Origin of the sequence: Pseudoalteromonas espejiana DSM 9414 (assembly GCF_002221525.1) — a bacterium.
GTDB lineage: Bacteria > Pseudomonadota > Gammaproteobacteria > Enterobacterales > Alteromonadaceae > Pseudoalteromonas > Pseudoalteromonas espejiana.
Window position 1 is genome coordinate 1524136 of sequence record NZ_CP011028.1, and the last position, 25241, is coordinate 1549376.

Genomic DNA, 25241 nt, shown 5'->3' on the forward strand with positions numbered 1-25241 from the left:
CACCTATTGCAACTGTTAATAATTACTAACAGTTGCAACGTACTTTAATTGGTTAAGCTGTTGGCTGCTCAGCGAGTATATCAAGGTTAAACTCAGCTAATAATTGGCTGAGCTTAATAAGTGGTAAACCTATTAAGCTATTTGGATCGTCCCCGTTTAGTTTTTCAAATAAACAAATGCCTAATCCCTCACTTTTAAAGCTTCCTGCACAGTTATAAGGCTGCTCTGCGTCACAATAAGCTTCAATTTGCTTTTGAGTCAGTGTTTTAAATACGACTTTAAATGGTTCAATTAATGTTTTTGCTTTATTGCTCGCAATATCGTAAACACAAAGACCCGTTAAAAACGTAACGGTTTGCCCACTAAATAATGAAAGCTGTTTTATCGCGTTTTCTTTATTGTGAGGTTTTCCAAGTATTTGGCCATCAAAAACCGCAACTTGGTCAGAGCCGATGACTAAACCTTGGTCAAAGTGATTAATAGCCTCACGTGCTTTTGCTTCACTTAAGCGTTTTACTAGTTGCTCGGGGGATTCGTTTTGCTTAGCTGATTCGTCAATGCCGGGCGAGAAAGTACTAAATGGCAAATTAAATTTTTGTAATAAAGACTGCCTAAACGGCGAGCTTGAGGCTAATATAAGCGGGTACTTCATGGAATAATATCCTAATCAAAATTAGTTTGAGTTAGGATAAATCAGATCCGTGATGAAAACACGTGAAAAACCATGTAAAAATGCTTTTTTGCTTTGACTAACCAATTAACTATCTATATGATGCAGCCCCTATGCAAAAGGTAAAAATTCCCATCACTCTTCATCCTGGGAAAGCAGCGCAACACCGTTTAACTTACGATGGTATTGTACCGCTTGAAAAACTTGCTCGTTTACGAGGTGTTGTACAGGAAGAAGTAGGTGAAATAGCGGTAAAAATTCAGTGCAAAAACGATGAGCAAGGTTTAGTTGTGATTAGCGGCAATTTGTCCACACACGTAACTGTAACTTGTCAACGTTGTAATGATGATTTAGGGTTGGATTTGGATCAAGACTTTATGTATTCGCCAGTTGGTTTGGATGCTGAGTCAGATGATTTTCCAGAAGTCTACGATGAAGTAGCACTTGATGAAAACGGCGAAATTAACGTATTTGAGTTAATCGAAGACGAGCTAATTTTAGCAGTGCCATTAGTGCCTACACACAACGAAGCTTCGTGCAATTACTCATCAAAGCCTGCCAGCTTTGGTGTATTAAAGGCAGAAGATGATAAGCCAAATCCATTTGATATTTTGAAACAACTTAAGAAAGATTCTTAGGAGAAGACTAATGGCTGTACAAAAAAGCAAAAAGTCTCGTGCAAGACGCGGCATGCGCCGCTCACACGATGCGATCAACGGTCCAACTTTAACAGTTGACCAAACTTCAGGTGAGACTCATCGTCGTCACCATGTAACTGCTGACGGTTACTACAAAGGCGTTCAAGTAATTTCTAACTAAGAGATTGCTTTATGCTGACTAATCTAACCATAGCGTTAGATATGATGGGGGGCGATTATGGCCCCCGTTCATCTATCCCCGCTGCCGTTTGCGCAGTAAATGCTCATGCCAATTTAACACTCATTTTATGTGGCAACGAGCAGGTTATTACCAATCAATTAGAATCACTCGATTCGCTTTCACACCCAAGATTAATAATTCGCCATTGCAGTGAAGTTGTCACTAACGCATGCGAACCTGCTTTAGCTGTGCGATCTAAAAAAGATTCTTCAATGCGCGTTGCCCTTGATTTAGTTAAATCGGGTGAGGCACAAGCGTGTGTAAGCTCCGGTAACACCGGCGCCTTATTTTTTATGGCCCACTACGTTTTAAAAATGTTACCCGGCGTTAAGCGCCCAGCATTAATTTCAGCGGTGCCAACAGAGCGAAAAAATCCGGTATATTTGCTTGATTTAGGCGCTAATGTGCATTGCGATTCAGAAATACTTTATCAATTTGGCATTATGGGCTCGGTGGTAGCTGGCCAAGCACTTGGTTGCGACAACCCTAAAGTGAGTTTGCTCAATATTGGCTCTGAAGATATAAAAGGCCACGAAGGCATTAAACAAGCTGCCCAGCTTATGCAGCAAAGCCCTTATATTAATTACACCGGTTACAGTGAGGGCAGTGATATATTTTCGGGCAAGGCTGATGTGATTGTGTGTGAGGGGTTTGTTGGCAACGTTGCATTAAAAACATGCGAAGGTATTGCCAAGCTAATTATGAAAAAGTTTACAAAAGCCCTCGAAAAGCACTTAATTTACAAATGCATGGCGTTTATTTTAAGTCCTATCATAAAAAAACTCTATAATCGGGTGAACCCCGACCAGTATAACGGTGCTTCTCTGGTAGGATTGCGCGGTATTGTCGTTAAAAGCCATGGAAATGCATCAGCTAAAGCATTTCAAGCAGCAATCGATGAAGCGGTAAAAGAAGTTGAACGCCAACTTCCAGATAAAATAGCCGCTATTTTCGAAAAAACACATTCTAAAAACTCGGCGGCCAATTAAATTTTAGGTGCCGTAGTTACAATTAATTTTTGTTTAATTAAAAAGAGCAAAGTATGGCACAAAAAATTGCACTTCTATTTCCTGGTCAAGGCTCACAAAGCGTTGGCATGTTAAGCGAGCTACTAGAAAGCTCTGACATTGTAAAAGAAACCTTTAGCGAAGCCTCAAACGCACTAGGTTACGACCTAGCAGCACTGGTACTAAACGGCCCAGAAGAAGAACTCAATCAAACTCATCGCACACAACCGGCTTTATTAACAGCAAGTGTTGCTATTTACCGCCACTGGTTAGCAGCCAACCCTGATGCCGACGTTGTTATGGCAGGGCATAGCTTAGGTGAGTACTCTGCACTTGTGTGTAGTGAAGTTATTAGCTTAAGCGAAGCGGTAAAACTTGTTGAAAACCGCGGTTTATACATGCAAGAAGCAGTACCCGCAGGTGTAGGCTCAATGGCCGCTATTATTGGTTTAGGTGATGACGAAATAAAAACCGCGTGCGAGCAATCGGCGCAAGGCGAAGTGGTTTCTCCTGTAAATTACAATTCACCAGGGCAAGTTGTTATTGCCGGGCACACAGCTGCGGTAGATAGAGCATCTGTAGCGTGTAAAGAAGCGGGCGCAAAACGTGCATTGCCACTAAGTGTAAGTGTGCCGTCGCATTGTGAGCTAATGAAGCCTGCGGCTGAAAAACTAGCTAATGATTTAGCTGCTTTAACATTTAATGCACCTAAGTGTGATGTAATTAATAATGTTGATGTAAAAGCTGAAAATTCTGCCGATGCCATTAAAGATGCATTGGTTCGTCAATTATACAGCCCAGTGCGCTGGACAGAAACAGTTCAAGCACTTGTTGCGCAAGACGTAACACAAAGCTACGAATTTGGCCCTGGTAAAGTATTAACAGGCCTCGCAAAACGAATCGACAAAGCAATGGTGTGTGGCTCAGTAAATGACGCTGCTGGCATTGAAGCTGCTAAATAAGAGTATATAAAATGACTAATTTATTTTCATTAGAGGGCAAAGTTGTCCTAATTACTGGCGCAAGCCGTGGTATTGGTAAAGCAATTGCAAATACCTTAGTTGCTCAAGGCGCAAAAGTAGCGGGTACTGCTACTAGCGAGTCTGGTGCTGCTAAAATTAGTGAGTATTTAGGTGATAACGGTAAGGGTTATGCTTTAAACGTAACCGATCCTGCATCGATTGAGGCTACTTTGGCTGCAATAAAAGCTGATTTAGGTGATGTTGATGTATTAGTTAATAATGCAGGTATTACCCGCGATAACCTACTTATGCGCATGAAAGATGGCGAGTGGGACGATATTATTGATACTAACCTAAGCTCTATTTTCCGTTTATCTAAAGCCGTATTACGTCCAATGATGAAGAAAAAGAATGGCCGTATTATTAACATAGGCTCAGTTGTAGGCACTATGGGTAATGCGGGCCAGGCCAACTATGCTGCGGCTAAAGCCGGTGTTATTGGTTTTTCTAAGTCACTTGCACGTGAAGTTGCATCGCGCGGCATTACAGTAAATGTAGTTGCGCCTGGTTTTATTCAAACTGATATGACAGACGAGCTAACTGAAGATCAAAAAGCAGCAACGCTTGCTAATGTACCAGCAGGTCGATTAGGTCAGCCTGATGAAATAGCAGCAGCGGTGTGTTATTTAGCATCTGACGCGGCTGCGTATGTATCTGGCGAAACTTTGCATGTAAATGGCGCGATGTACATGGTTTAATAACCACAGTAACCCGTTAGCGAGCAAAATAACTTAAGTAAGCCACCTCAAAAACATTGAATTTTTTGTGATCTTGCTTTAAACATACTTGAAATCGCTGTGAAAATAAGCGATAAAAGACAAAACAAACACTCAGAGGTTTGACCAGACAATTATTTATGGTCAAATCATTGAATCAGAGAATTATGCGGCGTAAACTACGCCGCAATCTGAAAATAACGCATTGGCGTTTTTAATAAAGGAAAGAAGAATGAGCGATATCCAAGAACGCGTAAAAAAAATTATCATCGAACAGCTAGGTGTTAAAGAAGAAGAAGTTAAAAACGAAGCTTCTTTCGTAGACGACCTAGGTGCAGATTCTCTTGATACTGTTGAACTAGTAATGGCTCTAGAAGAAGAGTTTGATACTGAGATCCCAGATGAAGAAGCTGAAAAGATCACTACAGTACAATCTGCAATCGATTACGTATCAGCTCACGCTGAGTAATTAATCGCAAATTAAAGGCAGCATTCGCTGCCTTTAATCTATATATCCAAACCACCTCAAAGTTCATGATTCAAATTCACCCGCTTTTACTCTCTACTGCATTAATTTGTAATAGCACCTACTTAACAGAATTTGAGACTCGCACTTTGAGGTCGCTTGGGTATGAATTCCCTTTGTAATGCCAATAGATTTAAACTTAGTGAGTTAAACAGCTTACTAACATAATAAAATTTTAATCAATTGGTTTAAATATCCCTTATTGGAGGCAAACCGTGGCTAAACGTCGAGTCGTCGTAACTGGCTTAGGAATGTTGACGCCGCTAGGTAATGATGTTCAATCTACCTGGCAAGGCTTATTAGATGGTAAAAGTGGTATACAAAATATAACCCACTTTGATACATCGAAATTTGGTACTAAATTCGCAGGCCTTATAAATGATTTTGATGCAACTGCATACATGTCGGCGAAAGATACTAAAAAAATGGACTTATTTATTCAGTACGGCATTGCAGCGGGTGTTCAAGCCTTTCAAGACTCAGGCCTTGAAATTACCGAACAAAACGCAACACGTATTGGTGTAGCTGTTGGCTCTGGGATTGGCGGTCTTACACTAATCGAAGAAAACCACATTAAGTTACTTAATAGTGGCCCTCGTAAGCTTTCTCCTTTTTATGTGCCATCAACCATTATTAATATGATCTCGGGTCATTTATCAATGATGCACGGTTTACGTGGACCTAATATTTCTATTGTAACAGCCTGTACTACCGGTTTGCACAATATTGGCCATGCAGCGCGTATGATTGCTTACGGCGATGCTGATGCAATGGTTGCCGGTGGTGCAGAAAAAGCCTGTACACCAATTGGTATGGGTGGTTTTAATGCTGCACGTGCTTTATCTACCCGTAACGATGACCCTCAAGCAGCGTCTCGCCCGTGGGATAAAGACCGCGATGGCTTTGTGCTTTCAGATGGTGCAGGTGTTGTTGTAGTTGAAGAGTACGAACACGCTAAAGCACGTGGTGCTAAAATTTATGCTGAGCTAGTTGGCTTTGGTATGAGTGGCGATGCATACCACATGACATCACCACCAGAAGACGGTGCAGGTGCTGCACTGGCTATGGAAAATGCATTAAATGATGCACAAGTAAATGCAGAGCAAGTTGGTTACATAAATGCACACGGTACTTCTACCAATGCAGGTGATAAAGCTGAAACACAGGCTGTTAAATCTATTTTTGGTAATGCTGCAAAAGATGTAATGGTAGGTTCTTCTAAATCGATGATGGGCCACTTGTTAGGTGCTGCAGGGTCTGTTGAGTCGATTATTTCTATTTTATCGCTGGCCGATCAAAAAGTATCACCCACTATAAACCTTGATAATCCAGATGAAGGCTGTGATTTAGATTACATTGCCCACACTGCACGCGATGCAAAATTAGACTTTGCACTGTGTAACTCGTTTGGTTTTGGTGGTACTAATGGCTCGTTACTATTTAAAAAGGTATAATCTTTTTTAACAACGAACCAAATTATAGAAAGCTCAGTTGTTTAACTGGGCTTTTTTTATGCAAGTTAACTATGCAAAAAATAATAATAGCTGATGATACAAGTACAATTAGCACGCGAGACAGAGGCCTCAACTATGGCGATGGCTTTTTTACCACGGCCAAAATAGTTGCAGGAGAGGTAGAGCACTGGCAACACCATAAAGCACGGTTAATTGAATGTGCTGAGCGTTTAGGCTTTTCGGCGATTGATTTTACCGAGCTTGAACAAAGTATTAAAAAGCGTATTGCAACCTTAAGCTTAAATGTACTTAAAATAGTAATTACCCGTGGTGAAGGTGGGCGTGGTTATGCCTTACCAACGCACAGTAATTTAACTATTTTGATAAGCGTATTAGATTTTCCTACACATTATTCATCATTAGCTAATACCGGTATAAGCGTAAACATAAGCCCAATTAAATTAGCAGCTCAACCATTACTGGCAGGGCTTAAAACCCTCAACAGATTAGAGCAAGTATTAATTAAAAACGCGATGGCAAAACAAAACTGTGACGATGTTATTGTGCTCGATCATCAAAACAATGTGATTGAAGCCTCTGCAGCCAATATATTTGCCATAGCCAATAACACAGTATTTACACCAAGCCTTGAGCAATGCGGTATAAAGGGGGTTTATCTGCAATCGTTATGTGATAAATTAGCGGTTGAATTTAAGCAGGTAAGTGTACTTGAGCTTACCCAAGCAAGCGCAGTGTTTATATGTAATAGCTTAATGGGCGCCGTAGCGGTTAATCGTATTGAGCAGCACACATTTGATGTACCGCAAAGCCAGCGATTATTAAACGAATTACTAGCCAAGGAGGCTAAGTGTTAAAAGTTATTTTATCGGTATTATTGTTAGCTTTAATTACAACGCTAGTAGGGTATCAACAATTACAAGCCACAATAAACAGCCCGTTAAACATAACTACGCCTACGCAATTTGAAGTTGAAAAAGGCACAGGATTTAATAAGCTTTGTAAGCAGTGGCAAGCAAAAGGGTGGCTAAACAGCTGTTGGCGTTATCAGGTGGTCGCAAAGCTTGACCCTACGCTAACAGATTTAAAAGCCGGGCTTTACGAGCTGACAAATACGAGCGTTATCAACAATATAAAAAAAATTAACAATGGCGAGCAGCTTAGCTTTAGTTTTACCATTATTGAAGGACAAAACCTGCGCGAAGTGATTGCCGCTATTGCTAATGCGCCGCAGTTAAATAACAACTTAAACACTGAACAATTAGCTCAGCAAATACGTGGCGAAGACACTCATTTAGAAGGCTGGTTATTTCCAGATACGTACCACTACCATAGTAACGATACCGCGACGAGTTTATTAAAGCGCGCAGCTGAAAAAATGCAACAAACACTCGCTCAAGCGTGGCAGCAACGGGACAAAAACGTACCGTATAAAAACGCTTATGAAGCGTTAATAATGGCGTCAATAATTGAAAAAGAAACCGGCCTTGCCAGCGAACGCCCATTAATTGCGGCAGTGTTTGTAAATAGATTAAACGCTAATATGCGCCTACAAACAGATCCTACCGTTATTTACGGATTAGGCGAGGGTTTTGACGGTGATATTAAGCGCAAAGATTTACGCGATTACACGCCATACAACACGTATCGTATTAAAGGGCTGCCACCTACACCCATTGCTATGCCCTCAAAAGCAGCCATTTTAGCTGCCCTTAACCCGCCAAAAACAGAGTATGTGTATTTTGTGGCTAAAGGTGATGGCAGTCATCAATTTTCTACCACGTTGAAACAACATAACGCGGCAGTTAAAACGTATATATTAAATAAAACGAATTAAACTTTTTATGAAACCAAAATTTATTGTTATTGAAGGCCTAGAAGGCGCAGGTAAATCAACGGCTATTTCGTTATGCCAAGACTTTTTAAATAAAAAACAAATAGACTTTATTAACGTGCGCGAGCCGGGCGGTACACCGCTTGCCGAATCCCTACGCACGCTTGTAAAAGCAGAGCACGAAGAAGAAATAGCCTTTGAAACCGAACTACTTATTATGTACGCGGCGCGCTCGCAACTTATGCATAACGTAATTAACCCAGCGCTTGATAACGGGCAGTGGGTATTGGCCGATCGCCACGATTTATCGTCGCAGGCATACCAAGGTGGTGGGCGAGGTATTAGCTCTAACACGCTGGCGTCTTTATCATCTATGGTATTAAAAGGGTTAAAGCCTGATTTAACTATTTACCTTGATATAGACCCAGTAATAGGCCTTGAACGTGCTAAAGGCCGAGGTGAACTTGACCGTATAGAGCAAGAAGCTATAGAGTTTTTTCAGCGTACTCGTATGCGTTACCTTGAACTTGCAAACGACGACAGCTCTATTCAAACCGTTGATGCAAACCAAAGCATAGATAAAGTGCACCGCGATATAACTAACGTATTACGCGACTTTTTTGTAGGCTTAAAATAACATGGCATTGCCATGGCTAAACACGGTAGAGCAGCAGCTTGCGCAAAGTTATACATCGCAGCGGTTTCATCATGCGCAGTTATTTTGTGGCCCAATAGGTGTAGGTAAGTTTTCACTTAGTGAACAGCTAGCAAATAGTTTATTGTGCCAAAATATTAATACGCACATGGCAAGGCCTAATACAGTTTTAGCACCGTGTGGGCAATGTAAAAGTTGTTCATTAACACTTGCAGGTAATCACCCAGATAAACGTGTAACGCAAGTTGAAGGGCAAAGTATTGGTGTTGATGATATTCGCGCTATTAGCGATTTTATGAACCACTCTGCCGCGCAAAACGGTAATAAAGTAGCAATAATCGAAAACTGCGAAAAAATGACCACCGCGGCGGCCAACGCACTTTTAAAAACCTTAGAAGAGCCCAGTAATAGCCGGTTTTTAATTTTAACAACTAGCCAACCTGCGCAGCTTCCAGCGACTATTCTAAGCCGTTGTGCTAAAACAGATATAAAAGTAGCAAGCACTCAAAGTGCACAGCAATGGCTTGAGTCGCTTAACATAAGCGGGTTTGAATGGTTGCCATTATTTTACGCTCAGCCATTATTAATACAACAATGGCAAGCGCAAGAGCAGCTACAACATATTGATACACTTTATAAATTTGCAACTGAGTTTAAACACAGCCATAATTTTACTGCGCTGGTAGATATAATAAATAAACAACCAGAGCTAATACGCATTTTTACATTATTTTTAAGCGAGCAGTTAAAACAGCAGCTTATACTGGGTATGAGCTTTGATGCATACCAAAATGCACAGCAAGCGCTCAATGAATTTTTACAAAATAATACTCAGGTACTTGGGCTTAATTTACCTTTAGCTGTGTCGCGATTAGCGCACGCCCTGCGTAACATTTAATAGGATCACGTATGCAAGAGCTTTTAGTTGATGTAGATAATCTTGACGAACTTTATCGTTGCTACATGCCGTACCTAAAAAAAGGTGGCTTATTTGTACGCACAAATATGCGTTACGAAATTGGTTTTTCGTTAGCACTTAGAGTTACTCTGCCAGATGCACTTGAAGATGACGTAGTAACGGGTAAAGTGGCGTGGATCACACCACAAGGTGCACAAAGCTCTAACCCTCCAGGTATTGGAATAAGCTTTTTAGATGATAAAACGCACCTAAATGCCAAAATCGAAAAGCTGCTAGGCACCATGTTAAACTCTGGTAACCCTACATATACCATGTAGTTTTAAAGCGTTTATTACAAAAATTAACGCTAAACAACGTATTTTAATGGGCTACATTGCTCGTTAATTTGTAATACCAATTCGCCTAATTAAGTATTAACGTGAGTTGGTATAATTTAAAACCCAAAACAATACAGGCCGTATAGTGATTGTAGATTCTCATTGCCATTTAGATCGTCTTGATTTTGATAAACTAGATTTAAACCTTGACCAAGTACTCGACAAAGCGCGTGCAAAGCAAGTAGAACACTTTTTGTGTGTGAGTGTAACGCTTGATCAATTCCCAAGTATGCTTGATAAAATTAAGCATTATAATGATGTGTCGGCCTCATGTGGCGTACATCCGCTTGATCAAAAAGATGCACTAAACAAACAGCAATTAATCGATTTAGCCTCGCACGAAAAGGTAGTGGCTATTGGCGAAACTGGCCTTGATTACTACTACTCACAAGATACGCATGCAGTACAACAAGCAAGCTTTGTAGGGCATATAGAAGTGGCTAACGAGCTACAAAAGCCGCTTATTATTCATACCCGCGACGCCCGCGAAGACACAATTAATTTAATGCGCGAACACAAAGCTGAAAACTGCGGTGGCGTATTGCATTGCTTTACCGAAGATTGGGATATGGCAAAAAAAGCGATAGATATGGGCTTTTATATTTCAATTTCGGGTATTGTTACATTTAAAAATGCAGTAGAACTTAAAGAAGTAGTAAAGCAAATTCCGCTTGATAGATTACTTATAGAAACCGACTCGCCGTATTTAGCGCCAGTACCGTACCGTGGTAAAACAAATCAGCCAGCCTATGTTGAAGATGTTGCTTATTACATTAGCGAGCTTAAGGGTATTAACTTTAACGAACTTGCTAAAGCAACGACCGACAATTTTTATTCTTTATTTAAATTAGCAGCTAAAGGCTAACGCATGAGCACTCAACCGGCGCAACTTCCTCTTTTAATTATGGGGCCTATGGTGCGCCGAGCTGAACAAACTGCTATATGCATTCAATTTGCTACCTCAAAGCCTAGTAATTGCCGTATAACGCTTAATAACTACGACTGTTATAACGAGCAACAAAATATAGCGTTAGGCAAGCACCTGTATTTACACTTTATTGTTATAAAGCCGGTAAATAATCAGTTCCCGCTCGATACGTTACTAGCTTACACCCTATACATTAACGATGAAGCCATAGATTTAACGCCTTGGTGTTTTGACGGGCAAGCAGCGCCTTCTTTAGTAATACCTAATAAACTAACCCACATATTGCACGGCTCGTGCCGTAATGCGCACCACCCAGCAAAAGACAGTTTAGTATCAGCAAGCCATTGGCAAAACAAACAACGTAGTAACAACCAGCAAGGTGCACAATTATTGTTACTCAGTGGTGACCAAGTTTATGCTGATGATGTTGCAGGGCCAATGTTATTAGCAATACACAAGCTCATAACCGTACTGGGTATTTATAAAGAGCAACCGCTTGCGCTTAACTTACCTGAAGATTTAAACGAGCAGCTTTTTCACAGGCACCTTTATTTACCTAAAACGCCTTGGCAAAAGCGCTCTAAGTTTGGCGTAGGCTATTGGCTTAAAAAAGACGAGCCACACTTTTCGAGTGTAAAAGCGCATAATCACTTAATTCACTTTGAAGAATTTGTAGCACTATATTTGTTCAACTTTAGTGCTGCAGTATGGCAGTTTGTTGATATTGCAAATGTAAATTACATAGGTAAAAGTGATAAAAACAGCACAATTTTTAACGCCGAAAAAAAAGCACTCAGCGAATACGCCAAAGGCTTAAACCAGGTAGAGAAACTGTTTGCTAATGTATCTACCTTAATGATGTTTGACGATCACGATGTAACAGATGATTGGAACCTTACCGCAGGGTGGGAGCAGGCAATAAACCAAAACCCCAGCAGTAAGCGCATTATTAATAATGGCCTTATCAGTTATTGGTTGTTTCAAGGAATGGGTAACGACGCCTTACAAAAAACAGGTTCACTCATAACCGAGTTTAAACAAAGCCGCACGGCCAATAATATATGGCAGTTTAAAGCGTTTGATAAATCCCTAAATGAGTTTAATTATTGGCACTATGAGCTTACCACTACGCCTAAAGTGGTTGTGCTCGATACCCGCACACACCGCTGGCGTAACGAGAGTAACTTTAATGAACCCTCAGGCTTACTTGATTGGGAGCGCTTAACTGAGCTAGAAGAGAGCCTACTTAGCCACAGTAAAGTGATTATAGTATCGCCAGCACCGGTATTTGGTGTTAAATCAGTTGAGGCAATACAAGCTGCATTTAACATGTGCGGCCAACCGCTTATGGTAGATGTAGAAAACTGGATGGCACACGAAGGCTCGGCAAAAAAACTACTCGATACTTTCAGACGAACAGACACGCCAAACGAAACCCTTATTTTATCGGGTGATGTACATTACTCATTTTGCTTTTCGGTGCAAAAACGTTTTGGCGATCACCCCAATCGAATATGGCAACTTACCGCCAGCGGTATTAAAAACGAATTTCCGCGCAAGCTAATTAACGTACTCGATAAGCTCGACTCAATATTATACGGCCCTAAAAGCCCGCTTAACTTTTTTACCAAACGCTGGCATATGGAAGTAGATAAACACCAAACTAAAGGCGAAGGGCAAAAGTACTTAGTAAGCGATTCCGCCATTAGCTTAATTACATTAGAGCAAGGCGATTTAGCTCGCTACCAATTAATCCACGGCGACGGCCATTTAACTGAATTCGATTTAGAGCATAAATAAAAACGCCCAGAGCCATTGTATCAGCTCTGGGCTACAAATGGCTCTTAGTTGAGCCTTGCGCTAACTAAATACACTTTCACAATTCTTTAGGGAGAAGAAGAAAGTACCTTAAAGTGTAGTTAACTAATTTATAAAACTCTAAGTTTTGTTTGTTTATTAACCACAAATAATAACAAAGACTTAATAGTGTTGTGCACAGGTTAACTTTTGTATTGAGTGGTTTATGCCCAGCTTATTAACTGGGTATTTTGCACAAGATCGCGTGGCAAAGAGTTTTTGATCTTATTTTTTTGCCATTTGCCTAGTCCTATCGGGCAGCCACATAAGGTTAGTACTACTTCGCCGCTGGCTTTTGTTACTTCTTCAAAGCGTATATCTTTACCATTAAAGTAGTCGTTTGCTTGCTCGTTTGTTAAAGCATACGTATTGCTTTTGCATTCATTACCAAACACGGTAGCAAACTCGTGTGTGAGCCTTACTCCGTTTTTATGGATGATGCCTATTTGTATGCCTAAGCGTGCGTATTTAATCTTATTTTGCACGGCTTCAAATCCTTGTGGGAATAGCCACAGTTCTTTATCGCGCTGCATTAAATTACCCGGCAAGGCTTTTAAACCAAATTGTTTTTTAAGCTCGCTCATAAATGATGTTGTTTGTTTTTTATCAAACTCGTTAAACGGAAAGGCGCCTTTTTTAACGCTTTGGGTAGGATTATTGCAGCTTGCGAGTTTTTTAAATTTAGCAATAAAAAAACCTTCACTGTCGAATGTTTGCGGCCACACATGTAAATAGCCCTCGGCGGTTGTTGCTTTTTCTGCCCCTTGAAATAAATCACTTAGCGATTGCGGCTCAATGTAGTCGCCAAATTCGCTAAGCAAGTAGTCGCATACTTTTTGGTTTTCGAGCGGGGTGAGCGTACAGGTTGAATACACCAGTGTACCGCTTGGTTTTAATGCGTAAAAAGCGCTTTTAATTAAATCTTTTTGAACTTGAGCAATTTCTATATTTGATTCTATTGACCAGTTTTTAAGTGCATCGGCGTCTTTACGTACGGTACCTTCGCCAGAGCAGGGTGCATCAAGCAAAATGCTATCAAAGCATTCAAACATATAGTTACCAAATATGACGCCATCAAAATGCGAAAGCGCACAGTTACCAATGCCCATACGTTTAAGCGTAGCGCTAAGGACTTTTAAGCGTGATGACGAAAGTTCGTTGGCAACAAGTACGCCTTGGTTATTCATTATTGCGGCAAGTTGCGAAGTTTTAGAGCCAGGCGCTGATGCCATATCAAGTACGTAACTATCTTGTAAATCTGAGTTTTCAATACTTTGTTTTAGTGCCATAGGCGGCAGCATTGAGCTTGCCTCTTGCACATACATAGCGCCACTTAAATGTAGGTCGGTATTGCCTAATGCTAAATTTTGTTCTTCATCGCTTGGGCGTTCTAGCCAAAAACCCTCATTGCACCAGGGTATAGGTGTAAGTTGCCAATTTTTTTGATCCGCACGTTTTAAAAAATCTTCAATTGTTATTTTTAATGTATTAACACGAATAGACTTTCTTAAAGGGCGACGGCACGCGTTTATAAAGTCTTCTAAATTGAGGTGCGCAGGTAAATAGGTTTTTACGTCGTCAATAAAGTGCTCAGGAATATAAGTGTTGGCGTTCACGGGGGGCTCGTACATTAAAAATAAAGCGTGATATTAGCACTTTTAAAGTGTTTTTTCAGCGTTAAATACTGAATTTGCATGCATGCACTATGTCGACACTTTGTGGTTTTAGTGCATTTTTAGTGCAGTTATATACGACTTTAGGTTAACGGTGTCGACAATAAGTGTGTTTTTTACTCATTTAGGTAGGGCTAAGGGTTGACATGTTTTTTTATTAAGCACATAGTTAACCCATCAATTGTCGACAATTTATTTATGAAGCCATGACGCAACCTTTTTTAAACGATACACCTATTACTACAGCATCTGATCAAGTGTTTGTAGATATGCGCCGCGAAATAGTAGAAGGCAGCATAGAGCAAGGCAGCAAAATATCTGAGCCGGAGCTTGCAAAGCGCTATGGTGTAAGCCGTGCCACGCTGAGAGAAGCATTAAATCGTTTAGAAAGCTGTTATTTAGTTGAGCGTAAAGCCAATGTAGGCTGCCGCGTAGTGGCACTTACTGCCGAGCGCTTAATTGAAGTGTATCAGGTTCGTAGCTCCCTTGAGGGCTTAGCATGTAGGCTTGCTGCCGACAATATGGAGCCCGAGGAAGTTAAAGGCTTAAAGCAATTACTTAATCAGCATTTGCAAACACAACGTGTAAAAGAGGGCGAATCGTACTATCAAGAAGCAGGCGATTTAGACTTTCACTATCGCATCATCAAAGGTAGTAAAAACGCACACTTAATCCACTTGTTATGTAATGAGCTTTATCAATTAATTCGTATGTACCGCGTGCAAATGGGTATGGTGGGGCCGCGTGTATCTAAAGCGTTTGATGAGCATTTAGCCATTATTAACGCGATAGAAAACCATGATGGTGAACTCGCTGAAATGCTGATGAAGCGACACATAAGTGCATCGCAGGCCAATATTCAAACCAAATTTGATGTATACCAATCAATATGAGTATTCGAACAATTTAACTGATTAAATCGCTCTATAACGTCGTTAAGAATTTTTTATTTAGAACCACTAAACATAAAAATTATTGCCTAGGTATAGAACGATTTTCTTAGCGTTAAATAGACTTCATAAACATACAGATTGGTATTAGTCATAAAAAGAAACTACTGAAAGCTAAAAGCTAACAGCTAACAGCTAACAGAGCAGTAAAACAGTCACAATTTAAGATTAAAACTATAAGTTACTCCATGTAGCAACCGTTCAAAGTGAGGAGAAAGTAATGTCAGCAGGATTAAAATTTAAACAGGCTATTGCTAATAACCGCCCATTGCAGGTAGTAGGTACTATTAATGCCTACACAGCAATGATGGCTGAAAAAATGGGCCACCAAGCTATATATCTCTCTGGTGCCGGTGTGGCTAATGCCTCTTTTGGTATGCCTGATTTAGGTATGACCAGCCTTGATAACGTACTTGAAGATATTCGTCGTATAACCGGTGCAAGCGATTTACCACTACTTGTAGATGCCGATACAGGGTGGGGCGGCGCGTTTAATATTGCGCGTACCGTTAAAGAAATGACCAAAGCAGGCGCGGCGGGTTTTCACATTGAAGACCAAGTAGCGCAAAAGCGTTGTGGTCATCGCCCTAATAAAGAAATTGTAAGCCAAGGTGAAATGGTTGACCGCATTAAAGCGGCGGTTGATGCTAAAACCGATAACGACTTTTATATAATGGCCCGCACCGATGCGTTTCAAAAAGAAGGCTTAAGTGCCGCGATTGACCGCGCAGCTGCCTGTGTTGAGGCTGGTGCAGACGCAATTTTTGCAGAAGCCGTGCACGACCTTGCCGATTACCAAGCATTTGCAAAAGCGATTAATGTTCCTATTTTGGCAAACATTACTGAATTTGGCCAAACACCTATTTACACAAAAGAGCAGTTAAGCGAGGTAGGTGTTGAAATGGTGCTTTACCCACTTAGTGCGTTTAGAGCCATGAATAAAGCCGCGCTTAATGTGTACTCTGCCATTTTAAATGAGGGCTCGCAGCAAAGCCAAATTGAGAACATGCAAACACGCGCCGAGTTATACGACTTTTTAGATTACCACACATACGAAAACACACTTGATAACCTTTTTTCATCAAAATCTGGCAAATAATAACTATTAAAATAGATAACACACACAAATTTAAGATAGGAGAAGATCATGGTAGATAAAGCATTAGGCGGTGCAGGCTTACGCGGCCAAGTAGCAGGGCAAACAGCATTATGTACAGTAGGGCAAACAGGCTCTGGTTTAACGTATTGTGGTTACGATATTAGCGAACTTGCCGAAAAAGCGCAGTTTGAAGAAGTGTCTTTTTTACTTTCGCGCGGAGAGCTACCAACAGCCAGTGAATTGGCTGAATATAAAGCTAAATTAAAAAGCTTACGTGGCCTGCCAGATGCACTAAAAACCGTGCTTGAAAATATTCCTAAAGACGCGCACCCAATGGATGTTATGCGTACCGGTTGCTCTATGCTGGGTAACCTAGAAATGGAACTTGATTTTAGCCAAGCAAACGATGCGATTGACCGTATGGTTGCGCTCTTCCCAAGCATTATTTGTTATTGGTACCGCTTTACACACGATGGCGTTCGCATTGAAACCCAAACTGATGACGACTCAGTAGGCGCGCACTTTTTAAATTTATTACACGACAAAGCACCGAGCGAGCTTTTTGCTCAAGTAATGAATGTGTCACTAATTTTATACGCAGAGCATGAGTTTAACGCTTCTACCTTTACGGGGCGCGTGTGTGCATCAACGCTTTCTGATATTCATTCTTGTGTAACGGGTGCTATTGGCACGCTACGTGGGCCACTTCATGGTGGTGCTAATGAGGCCGCTATGGATATGATTCAAAACTTTACGAGTGCAGAGCACGCCGAGCAAGAAGTTATGGGCATGTTAGAGCGCAAAGATAAAATAATGGGCTTTGGCCACGCTATTTACCGCGAGTCGGATCCGCGTAACGTAATTATTAAAAAGTTCTCTGAAAAACTAGCGGCTGAGGTGGGTGATGATGTGCTTTACCCTGTGTCGGTTAGGTGTGAAGAAGTAATGTGGCGCGAGAAAAAACTGTTTTGTAATGCCGATTTTTTCCATGCATCGGCATATCACTTTATGGATATTCCAACCAAATTGTTTACGCCAATATTTGTTATGAGCCGTGTTACAGGCTGGACTGCACATGTTAAAGAGCAGCGTGCTAATAACCGTATTATTCGCCCAAGTGCAGATTACACAGGGCCAGACGCACGCAGCTACACGCCAATTGAATCAAGAGGCTGATTGCATAATACCAATCCGCAATAAAACTTAATTAATCGGATTGGTATAGGGTGAGCAATACGCTCACCTTTTCGCCTTTTTATTTCCCGTCACCTATTAGCGAACATGTATTATGACCATAATTAATAACACCCAATACCGAAAACCCTTACCCGGCTCCAATGTAGATTACTACGACACGCAAGCTGCGGTAGATGCAATAAAGCCAGGCGCTTATGCCACATTGCCTTACACATCGCGTGTACTTGCCGAAAACTTAGTACGCCGCTGTGAGCCCGCTATGCTAACCGATGCGCTTGAACAGCTTATTGAACGCAAACAAGATTTAGATTTTCCGTGGTATCCGGCGCGCGTAGTGTGTCACGATATTTTAGGCCAAACTGCCTTGGTTGATTTAGCAGGCCTGCGCGATGCTATTGCCCAAAAAGGCGGGGATCCGTCAAAAGTGAATCCTGTAGTACCAACACAGCTAATTGTTGATCACTCATTAGCGGTAGAGCACGCAGGTTTTGACCCTGAAGCATTTGAAAAAAACCGTGCAATAGAAGATAGACGCAACGATGACCGTTTTCATTTTATAAACTGGACTAAAACAGCCTTTAAAAATATTGATGTTATTCCGCCTGGTAACGGCATTATGCATCAAATTAACCTTGAAAAAATGTCGCCTGTTATTCAAAACCGCGATGGTATTGCATTCCCCGATACCTTAGTAGGTACCGACAGCCATACCCCGCATGTTGATGCACTAGGCGTAATTGCTGTAGGCGTAGGTGGGCTTGAAGCCGAAAGCGTAATGCTTGGCCGCGCCTCGTACATGCGCTTGCCTGACATTGTAGGTGTTGAGCTTACAGGTACTCGTCAGCCTGGTATTACCGCCACCGACATAGTGCTGGCTATTACCGAGTTTTTACGCGCTCAGCGTGTGGTATCAACCTATTTAGAATTTTACGGTGAAGGCGCTGATGCACTAACCCTTGGCGATAGGGCAACTATTTCAAACATGACGCCAGAATTTGGTGCAACTGCGGCAATGTTTTATATAGATGATAAAACAATAGATTATTTGCGTTTAACAGGGCGTGATGAAGAGCAAATAGCGCTTGTAGAAAACTACGCTAAAACGGCAGGCCTTTGGAGCGATAGTTTAACAACCGCAAAGTATGAGCGTGTTTTGACCTTTGATTTATCAAGCGTTGGACGCAATATTGCTGGGCCTTCAAATCCGCATCGTCGTGTATCAACGAGCGATTTAGCAAAAGAAGGTATATCAGGCAAGGTAGAAAACGAGGAAGGCTTAATGCCAGATGGCGCATGTATTATTGCTGCTATTACCAGTTGTACTAACACGAGTAACCCACGAAACGTGATTGCAGCAGGGCTTATTGCTCGTAATGCAAATGCCAAAGGCTTAATGCGTAAACCGTGGGTTAAAACATCTCTAGCGCCGGGTTCTAAGGCGGTGCAATCTTACCTTGAAGAGGCAAACTTACTCCCAGAGCTTGAAAAGCTCGGCTTTGGTATTGTTGGTTTTGCCTGTACTACCTGTAACGGCATGAGCGGCGCATTAGACCCTGTTATTCAAAAAGAAGTAATCGATCGCGATTTATACGCAACAGCGGTGCTTTCGGGTAATCGTAACTTTGATGGGCGTATTCATCCCTATGCTAAGCAAGCGTTTTTAGCGTCACCGCCATTAGTTGTAGCTTATGCTATTGCCGGTACTATTCGTTTTGATATTGAAAAAGATAGTTTAGGGCAAGATCAAAATGGTAACGATATAACGCTAAAAGATTTATGGCCAAGCGATGAAGAAATAGACGAAGTAATAAAACAAAGCGTAAAGCCAGAGCAATTTAAAAAAGTATACGAGCCTATGTTTGATTTAACCGTAGATTATGGTGAAGACAACGACCCACTTTATAACTGGCGCGAGCAAAGTACGTATATTCGCCGCCCGCCATATTGGGAAGGCGCACTTGCAGGTGAACGCACCATGACCGGCATGCGCGCTCTTGCTGTACTTGGCGATAACATTACAACGGATCATTTATCGCCATCAAACGCAATTATGGCAAGCAGTGCTGCAGGTGAATACCTGACTAAAATGAATGTGCCAGAGGAAGATTTTAACTCGTACGCAACGCACCGAGGCGATCATTTAACAGCGCAGCGTGCCACGTTTGCAAACCCTAAATTGTTAAACGAAATGGTGCTTAATGAAAACGGCGAAGTTAAACAAGGTTCATACGCACGATTAGAGCCACAAGGCACTAATACCCGTATGTGGGAAGCAATAGAAGCTTATATGCAGCGTAAACAGCCGCTAATAATTGTAGCGGGTGCCGATTATGGCCAAGGCTCGTCTCGCGATTGGGCTGCAAAAGGCGTAAGGCTTGCAGGCGTAGAAGTGATAGCCGCAGAAGGCTTTGAGCGCATACACCGTACTAACTTAATTGGTATGGGTGTTTTACCGCTTGAATTTAAACCAGGCACTACCCGCAAAACGCTTAACATTGATGGCAGCGAAAGCTTTGATGTAAAAGGCGAGCCAACACCTGGCGCTACCATTGATTTGGTGATTACGCGTAAAAATGGTGAGGTACTAACGGTACCTATGAAGTGCCGACTTGATACGCAAGAGGAGCTTTCTATTTATGCTGCTGGTGGTGTATTACAGCGTTTTGCACAAGACTTTTTAGAAGCAACGCAATCAGCATAAGGGGCGTGCAGTATGTTTAAACCACAAATTAAAGTACCAGCAACTTACATGCGTGGCGGCACCAGTAAAGGCGTGTTTTTTAAATTAACCGATTTACCAAAACCTGCCCAAGTGGCAGGTGAGGCCCGCGATAATCTATTACTACGTGTTATAGGCAGCCCCGACCCATACGGCAAACAAACCGATGGTATGGGCGGTGCTACATCAAGTACCAGTAAAACAGTTATTTTAATTAAAAGTGAGCAACCTAACCACGATGTTGATTATTTATTTGGGCAAGTTGCCATTGATAAACCATTTGTAGATTGGAGCGGTAACTGCGGTAATTTAACCTCCGCTGTAGGCGCATTTGCAATAACGAATGGCTTAGTTGATAAAAGCAAAGTGCCCGAAAATGGCGTTGCTATTGTGCGTGTGTGGCAAGCTAATATTAAAAAAAGTATTTTAGTTCATGTGCCTATGACCAATGGTGAAGTTCAAGAAACCGGTGATTTTGAGCTCGACGGTGTTACCTTTGCTGCCGCTGAGGTAAAGCTTGAGTTTTTAGACCCAGCCGATGGAGAAGGCGCGTTATTTCCAACAGGTAACGTAGTGGATAACTTAGAAGTACCAGGAGTCGGCACTTTAACAGCCACCATGATCAACGCAGGTATTCCTACTGTATTTATTAATGCAGATGATATTGGCTATACCGGCACTGAGCTACAAGATGACATAAATAATGATGTTACCGCGCTTGAAAAGCTCGAAACTATTCGCGCTTACGGCGCAGTAAAAATGGGGTTAATTACTAATATTAACGAAGCACAAGCGCGCCAACATACACCTAAAGTAGCATTTGTTGCAGGGCCCGCAGACTACACATCGTCGAGTAATAAGCATATTAGTGCAAACAGTATTAACTTATTAGTACGCGCTATGTCGATGGGCAAGCTTCACCATGCAATGATGGGCACTGCCGCAGTTGCTATTGGTACAGCTGCAGCCATAGAAGGTACGCTTGTAAATATAGCTGCTGGTGGCGGTGCGTTAAATGAAGTTAACTTTGGTCACCCCTCGGGCACGCTAAAAGTAGGGGCTGAAGCTAAAAATATAAAGGGTGACTGGCAAGTTACCAAAGCTAGTATGAGCCGAAGTGCTCGTGTACTTATGGAAGGGGTTGTAAGGGTTCCTCAATAGTCTACATTTTAATTAACGGCAACAAACGTTGCCGTTAATGTGTACCTCAAATTATGGATAAATATTTATATTTATTCATCATGTTCTAAACTTTATGTTTAGGCTCTCTTCAACAAAAATTTAGCTTCAAAGTCTAATGATTTTTCATTACATACTGCTGAATGAGCTTTTTTTTATGTGTATACGCCGCATTTACTTGAAGAATATTATTAACAAACTAAATTAAATGTAATATTCACTTAATATTGTGAATATATTGTACGTTAGAGCGATGCATCTTAATATTTTTAACATAGGTTATTGAAAGATAGTAAAGGTTATGAAGAAGCGTCGTTTAATTTGTGGTAAAAACATTCACTTTAAATGTATAAAGATGTAGCAAAAACTTATTACTTAATGTTACTTTAATCTATAAGTAACAAAGGTTGTTATTGTGTGTCTGTTTTTCTGTAAACTTTCACATGCATATTAACAAAATAATTTCTAATACTCATTGCAGGCTATCAAGGAGAAATAAATGGCACAGCGTATGACTAAAATTACCCCAATCGCAGCTTCTGTTGCACTAACATTAGGTTTAGCAGGTTGTGGCTCAGACAACGATAGAAACACTTATGTTCCTCCCGTTGAATCGGTAATATCATCTGATGACGCTCAATTTAATGTAGAAATAACAGGTAAAGCTGTTAAAGGTGCTATGAAAGGTGCCGTTGTTAGTGTAATGACATTAGATGCTTCAGGTGAAAGTGTACCTGTTGCATTTAGATTAGAAGCTTCAGCTGAAGCTGAAACGTTTACCGGCGAAGCAACTTCTCAAGATGCCGCTGACGCAGCTGTTGAAGCAAGCAAAATTGCAGGTAACCCTGATGCGCTAATCACTAACGATAGTGGTCGCTACAGCATTTACCTAGAAGATGATTTTTCTGGCCCTGTATACATTACAGTGACTACCTCAGAAGAAGGCGATGATAGTTTCTTAAGGTGTGATGCTTACGTTGGTTGTGGAACTTACGATGAGGCGCCAGAAGTTGATGACGTAAACGATGGCGACACAAACATTGAGTTTGGTGAGTGGTATAAAGCTGACTTAGAGCTTTCTGTTGTTAAATATGTAGCGGCAGCAGAAGCCGACTCATCTGAAGCGAGCGGCGCGGCAGGCGATGCAAACGTAGCACGTTCGTTTAAAGCGAATGTAACCTTTTTAACTACGCTGGTTGCTCAAGCCCTACTTGAAGCCGAAGGTGAAGTTGACGCTGATGCTATTGCATCAACAAGCTTAAATACAGTGATTCAAGTTTTAGGTCCTGATGCGGCTGTTTTATTATCAGCGCTTATTGGTGACTTATCTAACGGTGGCGCGGTAGATTTAAGTGATGTAGACGGCGAAGAAAGCCTTTCACAAGGTGTGTTAATGCTTGCTCAGCTGTCGTCTTCAGTACAAGGCTTACCATCAATTTCTGATTCTATTGAAAGTATTAAAGCCGGTATTGCGGCAGGTACTTTAAGCACCACAGATATTGCAACAACATTGCAAACAGCAGTTTCTAGCACTGCAAGCGTATTTGTAGCTATTGCAACGGGCGATGAAGATGCAATTAAAACGGCATTAGAAGCAGCCTACTTAGCTAATAACCCTGATGCAACAGCTGCCGAAATTTCTGCATTTGCGCAAAACTCTGCTGGTATTGCAGCTAATGCAAAAGCTGCAAAAGATGAGGCGGTTAAAAATGGTGCAGCAACTGATGCAGCACTTGCAGAGCTTGCAGGTACTGTGCAAGAAGCGCTAGAAGAGTTAGGTTGTACAGGCGATGAGTGTGTGGCAGGTGATGACTTTTTTGCAGACTTAGCTGTAGCTTTATCTGCACAAATCGATGCATCTACTACTGAACTTACTGCTCTTCAAGCATCGGTAGATGCTGCTGAAGGAATGCTTGCTGATGTTCAAGCCCTAGGCGGTGATGCAATTACCGATGCAGACTCTGCAATTGAATTTGTTGCGGCTGTAGCTGCACTTGAAAATAAAGCTGAAGCTGCAGATTTAGCTACTGCGACAGACATAATTTATGTTAAAGCACAAGGCTATGTTAGCACTGCATCTTTACTTGTAGCTGAAAATACTGATTACCAAGGTGTACTTGATACTGCAACTGACTTACAAGATGAAGCTTTAGTAGAAGTAGAAAACGTAAGTGTATATGAGTTAGCACTTGCGCAGTTAGTACTTGATGCAGAAGCCGCTATTGGTGAATACGAAATTGTAGTTGAAGCCGCTAAAGAAATTGCGATGGATACTGCTGATGTTGCAGATGAAAAGAAAACAGCTGCAGATACTGCTGAAGCTGCTTCAACAAGTGCACTTGCTGATGCGCAAGCTGCTGTTGATTCGGGTGACGATGCACAAGCAACTGTTGAATTAGTTGATGCTGCGGTAACTGCTGCGTCAGAGTTTTCTGCTGCTGTAGATGCACTTGAGCTTGCGATTGAACAAGCATTAGAAGCTGCAACTGCATATGAAGCTGTAGCAGTAACTGAAGCTGATATGGCTGAAGCTGCTGATTTAGTTGAAAGTGCAGAAATGATGGCAGAAGCTGCTGTAACTCAGGCTGAACTTGCAAACGAGCAACTTGTAACAGCGCTTAGCCTTCAAGCAGAAGCAGAGCTTGCGGTTGCGACGGCATCGGTTAAAGAAACATCAGAGTCACTTTCTACAATGACGGTATTAACAAGCACCGGTGGTGATGCACTTTACGACACAGCTGAAGTATTATTTGATGTGTTTGAAGAGCTTGCCGATATGGGGGAATCTGGTTCTGGCACATCGTCTGCGCACCCTGAGTGGGCATACGAATATAGCTTAGACGATTTAACGCTAATGCTTACAAACTCGACTACAGATAGCATGATAACAGCGTCTGCAGCGTACCAAGATGATCAATTGGTTGTTGCTTGGGGCGGCATGCTAACTACTGAAAGCGATGCAACTGTTGAGCTTGTTACGGGTGATGTAGCCGCAGATGCACTTGAAGAGTGTAAAGCATTTGCAGATGGTACAATTACTGACTCTACACAAATTGATTCGTGTTTAGTATTTACGTTTGACGGTGATGTGAGTGCAGATAGTGTTGATGACGCTGAACTAACTATGACTCAAGCGTGGAACCGTGTTGAAATTATGGACGGCGACTCAGGCTTTATGGGTACGCTAAACCTAAGCGGCATGGAAGAGACAGACATGGCTATGCTAGAACTAGCAGGTATGTCTGGTGATTTAGACTTTAGCGTTATGTCTGAGGTTGATAGTAGTGGTGATGAAGACATGACCATGCTTGAAATTAAAGTAAATGGCGACGCTGCAATGGGTTACACCTTGTCTATGTCGGGTTCTGAGTCAGCTGGTTACATGGGCGATGTTAAAGCGATGTACGATGGCATGATGATGACCTTTGGTACAGCAACTAAAGTAACAAACGGTGTTTCAATTACTTATATTGATGATGAAGTAATTGAGTACACAGATGTGACTTTAATTGACTCATCTAACTAATACTTAAATTATTAAAGGGAAAAGCTGTGCGCTTTT

Annotated in this window: 22 protein-coding genes; 20 read left to right on the forward strand and 2 right to left on the reverse strand. The window is 41.5% G+C overall.

From position 1 onward, the window contains the following. Window positions 1-52 precede the first annotated feature (52 nt). Window positions 53-652, reverse strand: coding sequence for a Maf family protein (locus PESP_RS07040; protein WP_089347383.1), 600 nt, complete (start codon window positions 650-652; stop codon window positions 53-55). 131 nt (window positions 653-783) lie between these two features. On the opposite strand from PESP_RS07040, the gene yceD reads away from it, so the two are divergent. From yceD to PESP_RS07110, 14 genes are all read left to right on the forward strand, one after another. Beyond that, window positions 784-1308 (forward strand): 23S rRNA accumulation protein YceD, encoded by a 525-nt coding sequence (gene yceD, locus PESP_RS07045; RefSeq protein ID WP_089347384.1) that lies wholly within the window; start codon window positions 784-786, stop codon window positions 1306-1308. Window positions 1309-1318: 10 nt separating this feature from the next. Further along, window positions 1319-1489, forward strand: coding sequence for a 50S ribosomal protein L32 (gene rpmF, locus PESP_RS07050; protein ID WP_004587686.1), 171 nt, complete (start codon window positions 1319-1321; stop codon window positions 1487-1489). A gap of 11 nt (window positions 1490-1500) precedes the next feature. Beyond that, window positions 1501-2538, forward strand: a complete 1038-nt coding sequence (plsX, locus tag PESP_RS07055; RefSeq protein WP_089347385.1) for a phosphate acyltransferase PlsX — start codon at window positions 1501-1503, stop codon at window positions 2536-2538. Window positions 2539-2591: 53 nt separating this feature from the next. Then, window positions 2592-3518 carry an ACP S-malonyltransferase gene (gene fabD, locus PESP_RS07060; RefSeq protein ID WP_089347386.1) on the forward strand — a complete coding sequence of 309 codons (927 nt, stop codon included), beginning with the start codon at window positions 2592-2594 and terminating at the stop codon, window positions 3516-3518. Window positions 3519-3529: 11 nt separating this feature from the next. Then, window positions 3530-4276, forward strand: a complete 747-nt coding sequence (fabG, locus tag PESP_RS07065; RefSeq protein WP_089347387.1) for a 3-oxoacyl-ACP reductase FabG — start codon at window positions 3530-3532, stop codon at window positions 4274-4276. Window positions 4277-4526: 250 nt separating this feature from the next. After that, window positions 4527-4763 (forward strand): acyl carrier protein, encoded by a 237-nt coding sequence (gene acpP, locus PESP_RS07070; RefSeq protein WP_004587690.1) that lies wholly within the window; start codon window positions 4527-4529, stop codon window positions 4761-4763. A 272-nt stretch (window positions 4764-5035) separates the two neighbouring features. Continuing rightward, window positions 5036-6274, forward strand: a complete 1239-nt coding sequence (fabF, locus tag PESP_RS07075) for a beta-ketoacyl-ACP synthase II (protein WP_089347388.1) — start codon at window positions 5036-5038, stop codon at window positions 6272-6274. A 71-nt stretch (window positions 6275-6345) separates the two neighbouring features. Continuing rightward, on the forward strand, window positions 6346-7149 hold the full coding sequence (gene pabC / locus PESP_RS07080; RefSeq protein WP_089347389.1) for an aminodeoxychorismate lyase: 804 nt from the start codon (window positions 6346-6348) through the stop codon (window positions 7147-7149). Next, entirely contained in the window at window positions 7143-8129 is a 987-nt protein-coding gene (gene mltG, locus PESP_RS07085) for an endolytic transglycosylase MltG (protein WP_089347390.1), read from the forward strand. Before pabC ends, mltG begins: the two co-directional genes overlap by 7 nt. 7 nt (window positions 8130-8136) lie before the next feature. Next, window positions 8137-8763 (forward strand): dTMP kinase, encoded by a 627-nt coding sequence (gene tmk, locus PESP_RS07090; RefSeq protein WP_089347391.1) that lies wholly within the window; start codon window positions 8137-8139, stop codon window positions 8761-8763. Window position 8764: 1 nt separating this feature from the next. Further along, window positions 8765-9679 carry a DNA polymerase III subunit delta' gene (gene holB, locus PESP_RS07095; protein WP_089347392.1) on the forward strand — a complete coding sequence of 305 codons (915 nt, stop codon included), beginning with the start codon at window positions 8765-8767 and terminating at the stop codon, window positions 9677-9679. An 11-nt stretch (window positions 9680-9690) separates the two neighbouring features. Further along, entirely contained in the window at window positions 9691-10017 is a 327-nt protein-coding gene (locus PESP_RS07100; RefSeq protein WP_089347393.1) for a PilZ domain-containing protein, read from the forward strand. 145 nt (window positions 10018-10162) lie between these two features. Then, window positions 10163-10942, forward strand: coding sequence for a TatD family hydrolase (locus tag PESP_RS07105; RefSeq protein WP_089347394.1), 780 nt, complete (start codon window positions 10163-10165; stop codon window positions 10940-10942). A 3-nt stretch (window positions 10943-10945) separates the two neighbouring features. Continuing rightward, window positions 10946-12805 (forward strand): alkaline phosphatase D family protein, encoded by a 1860-nt coding sequence (locus tag PESP_RS07110; RefSeq protein ID WP_089347395.1) that lies wholly within the window; start codon window positions 10946-10948, stop codon window positions 12803-12805. A gap of 221 nt (window positions 12806-13026) precedes the next feature. On the opposite strand, the gene rsmF is transcribed toward PESP_RS07110, so the two are convergent. Next, a complete protein-coding gene (gene rsmF, locus PESP_RS07115; protein WP_089349119.1) occupies window positions 13027-14478 on the reverse strand; it encodes a 16S rRNA (cytosine(1407)-C(5))-methyltransferase RsmF in 1452 nt (483 codons plus the stop codon). 263 nt (window positions 14479-14741) lie between these two features. Here rsmF and PESP_RS07120 point away from each other — a divergent pair, with 263 nt between their 5' ends. From PESP_RS07120 to PESP_RS07145, 6 genes are all read left to right on the forward strand, one after another. Then, window positions 14742-15428 carry a GntR family transcriptional regulator gene (locus PESP_RS07120; protein WP_089347396.1) on the forward strand — a complete coding sequence of 229 codons (687 nt, stop codon included), beginning with the start codon at window positions 14742-14744 and terminating at the stop codon, window positions 15426-15428. A gap of 277 nt (window positions 15429-15705) precedes the next feature. Next, window positions 15706-16584: a methylisocitrate lyase gene (gene prpB / locus PESP_RS07125; RefSeq protein ID WP_089347397.1), complete on the forward strand. Its 879-nt coding sequence runs from the start codon at window positions 15706-15708 to the stop codon at window positions 16582-16584. Between the two features lie 48 nt (window positions 16585-16632). Beyond that, window positions 16633-17760 (forward strand): bifunctional 2-methylcitrate synthase/citrate synthase, encoded by a 1128-nt coding sequence (gene prpC, locus PESP_RS07130; protein ID WP_089347398.1) that lies wholly within the window; start codon window positions 16633-16635, stop codon window positions 17758-17760. Between the two features lie 112 nt (window positions 17761-17872). Further along, window positions 17873-20482: a Fe/S-dependent 2-methylisocitrate dehydratase AcnD gene (gene acnD, locus PESP_RS07135; RefSeq protein WP_089347399.1), complete on the forward strand. Its 2610-nt coding sequence runs from the start codon at window positions 17873-17875 to the stop codon at window positions 20480-20482. Window positions 20483-20494: 12 nt separating this feature from the next. Next, window positions 20495-21661, forward strand: coding sequence for a 2-methylaconitate cis-trans isomerase PrpF (prpF, locus tag PESP_RS07140; protein WP_089347400.1), 1167 nt, complete (start codon window positions 20495-20497; stop codon window positions 21659-21661). 517 nt (window positions 21662-22178) lie between these two features. Further along, entirely contained in the window at window positions 22179-25205 is a 3027-nt protein-coding gene (locus PESP_RS07145) for a hypothetical protein (protein ID WP_089347401.1), read from the forward strand. Window positions 25206-25241 lie beyond the last annotated feature (36 nt).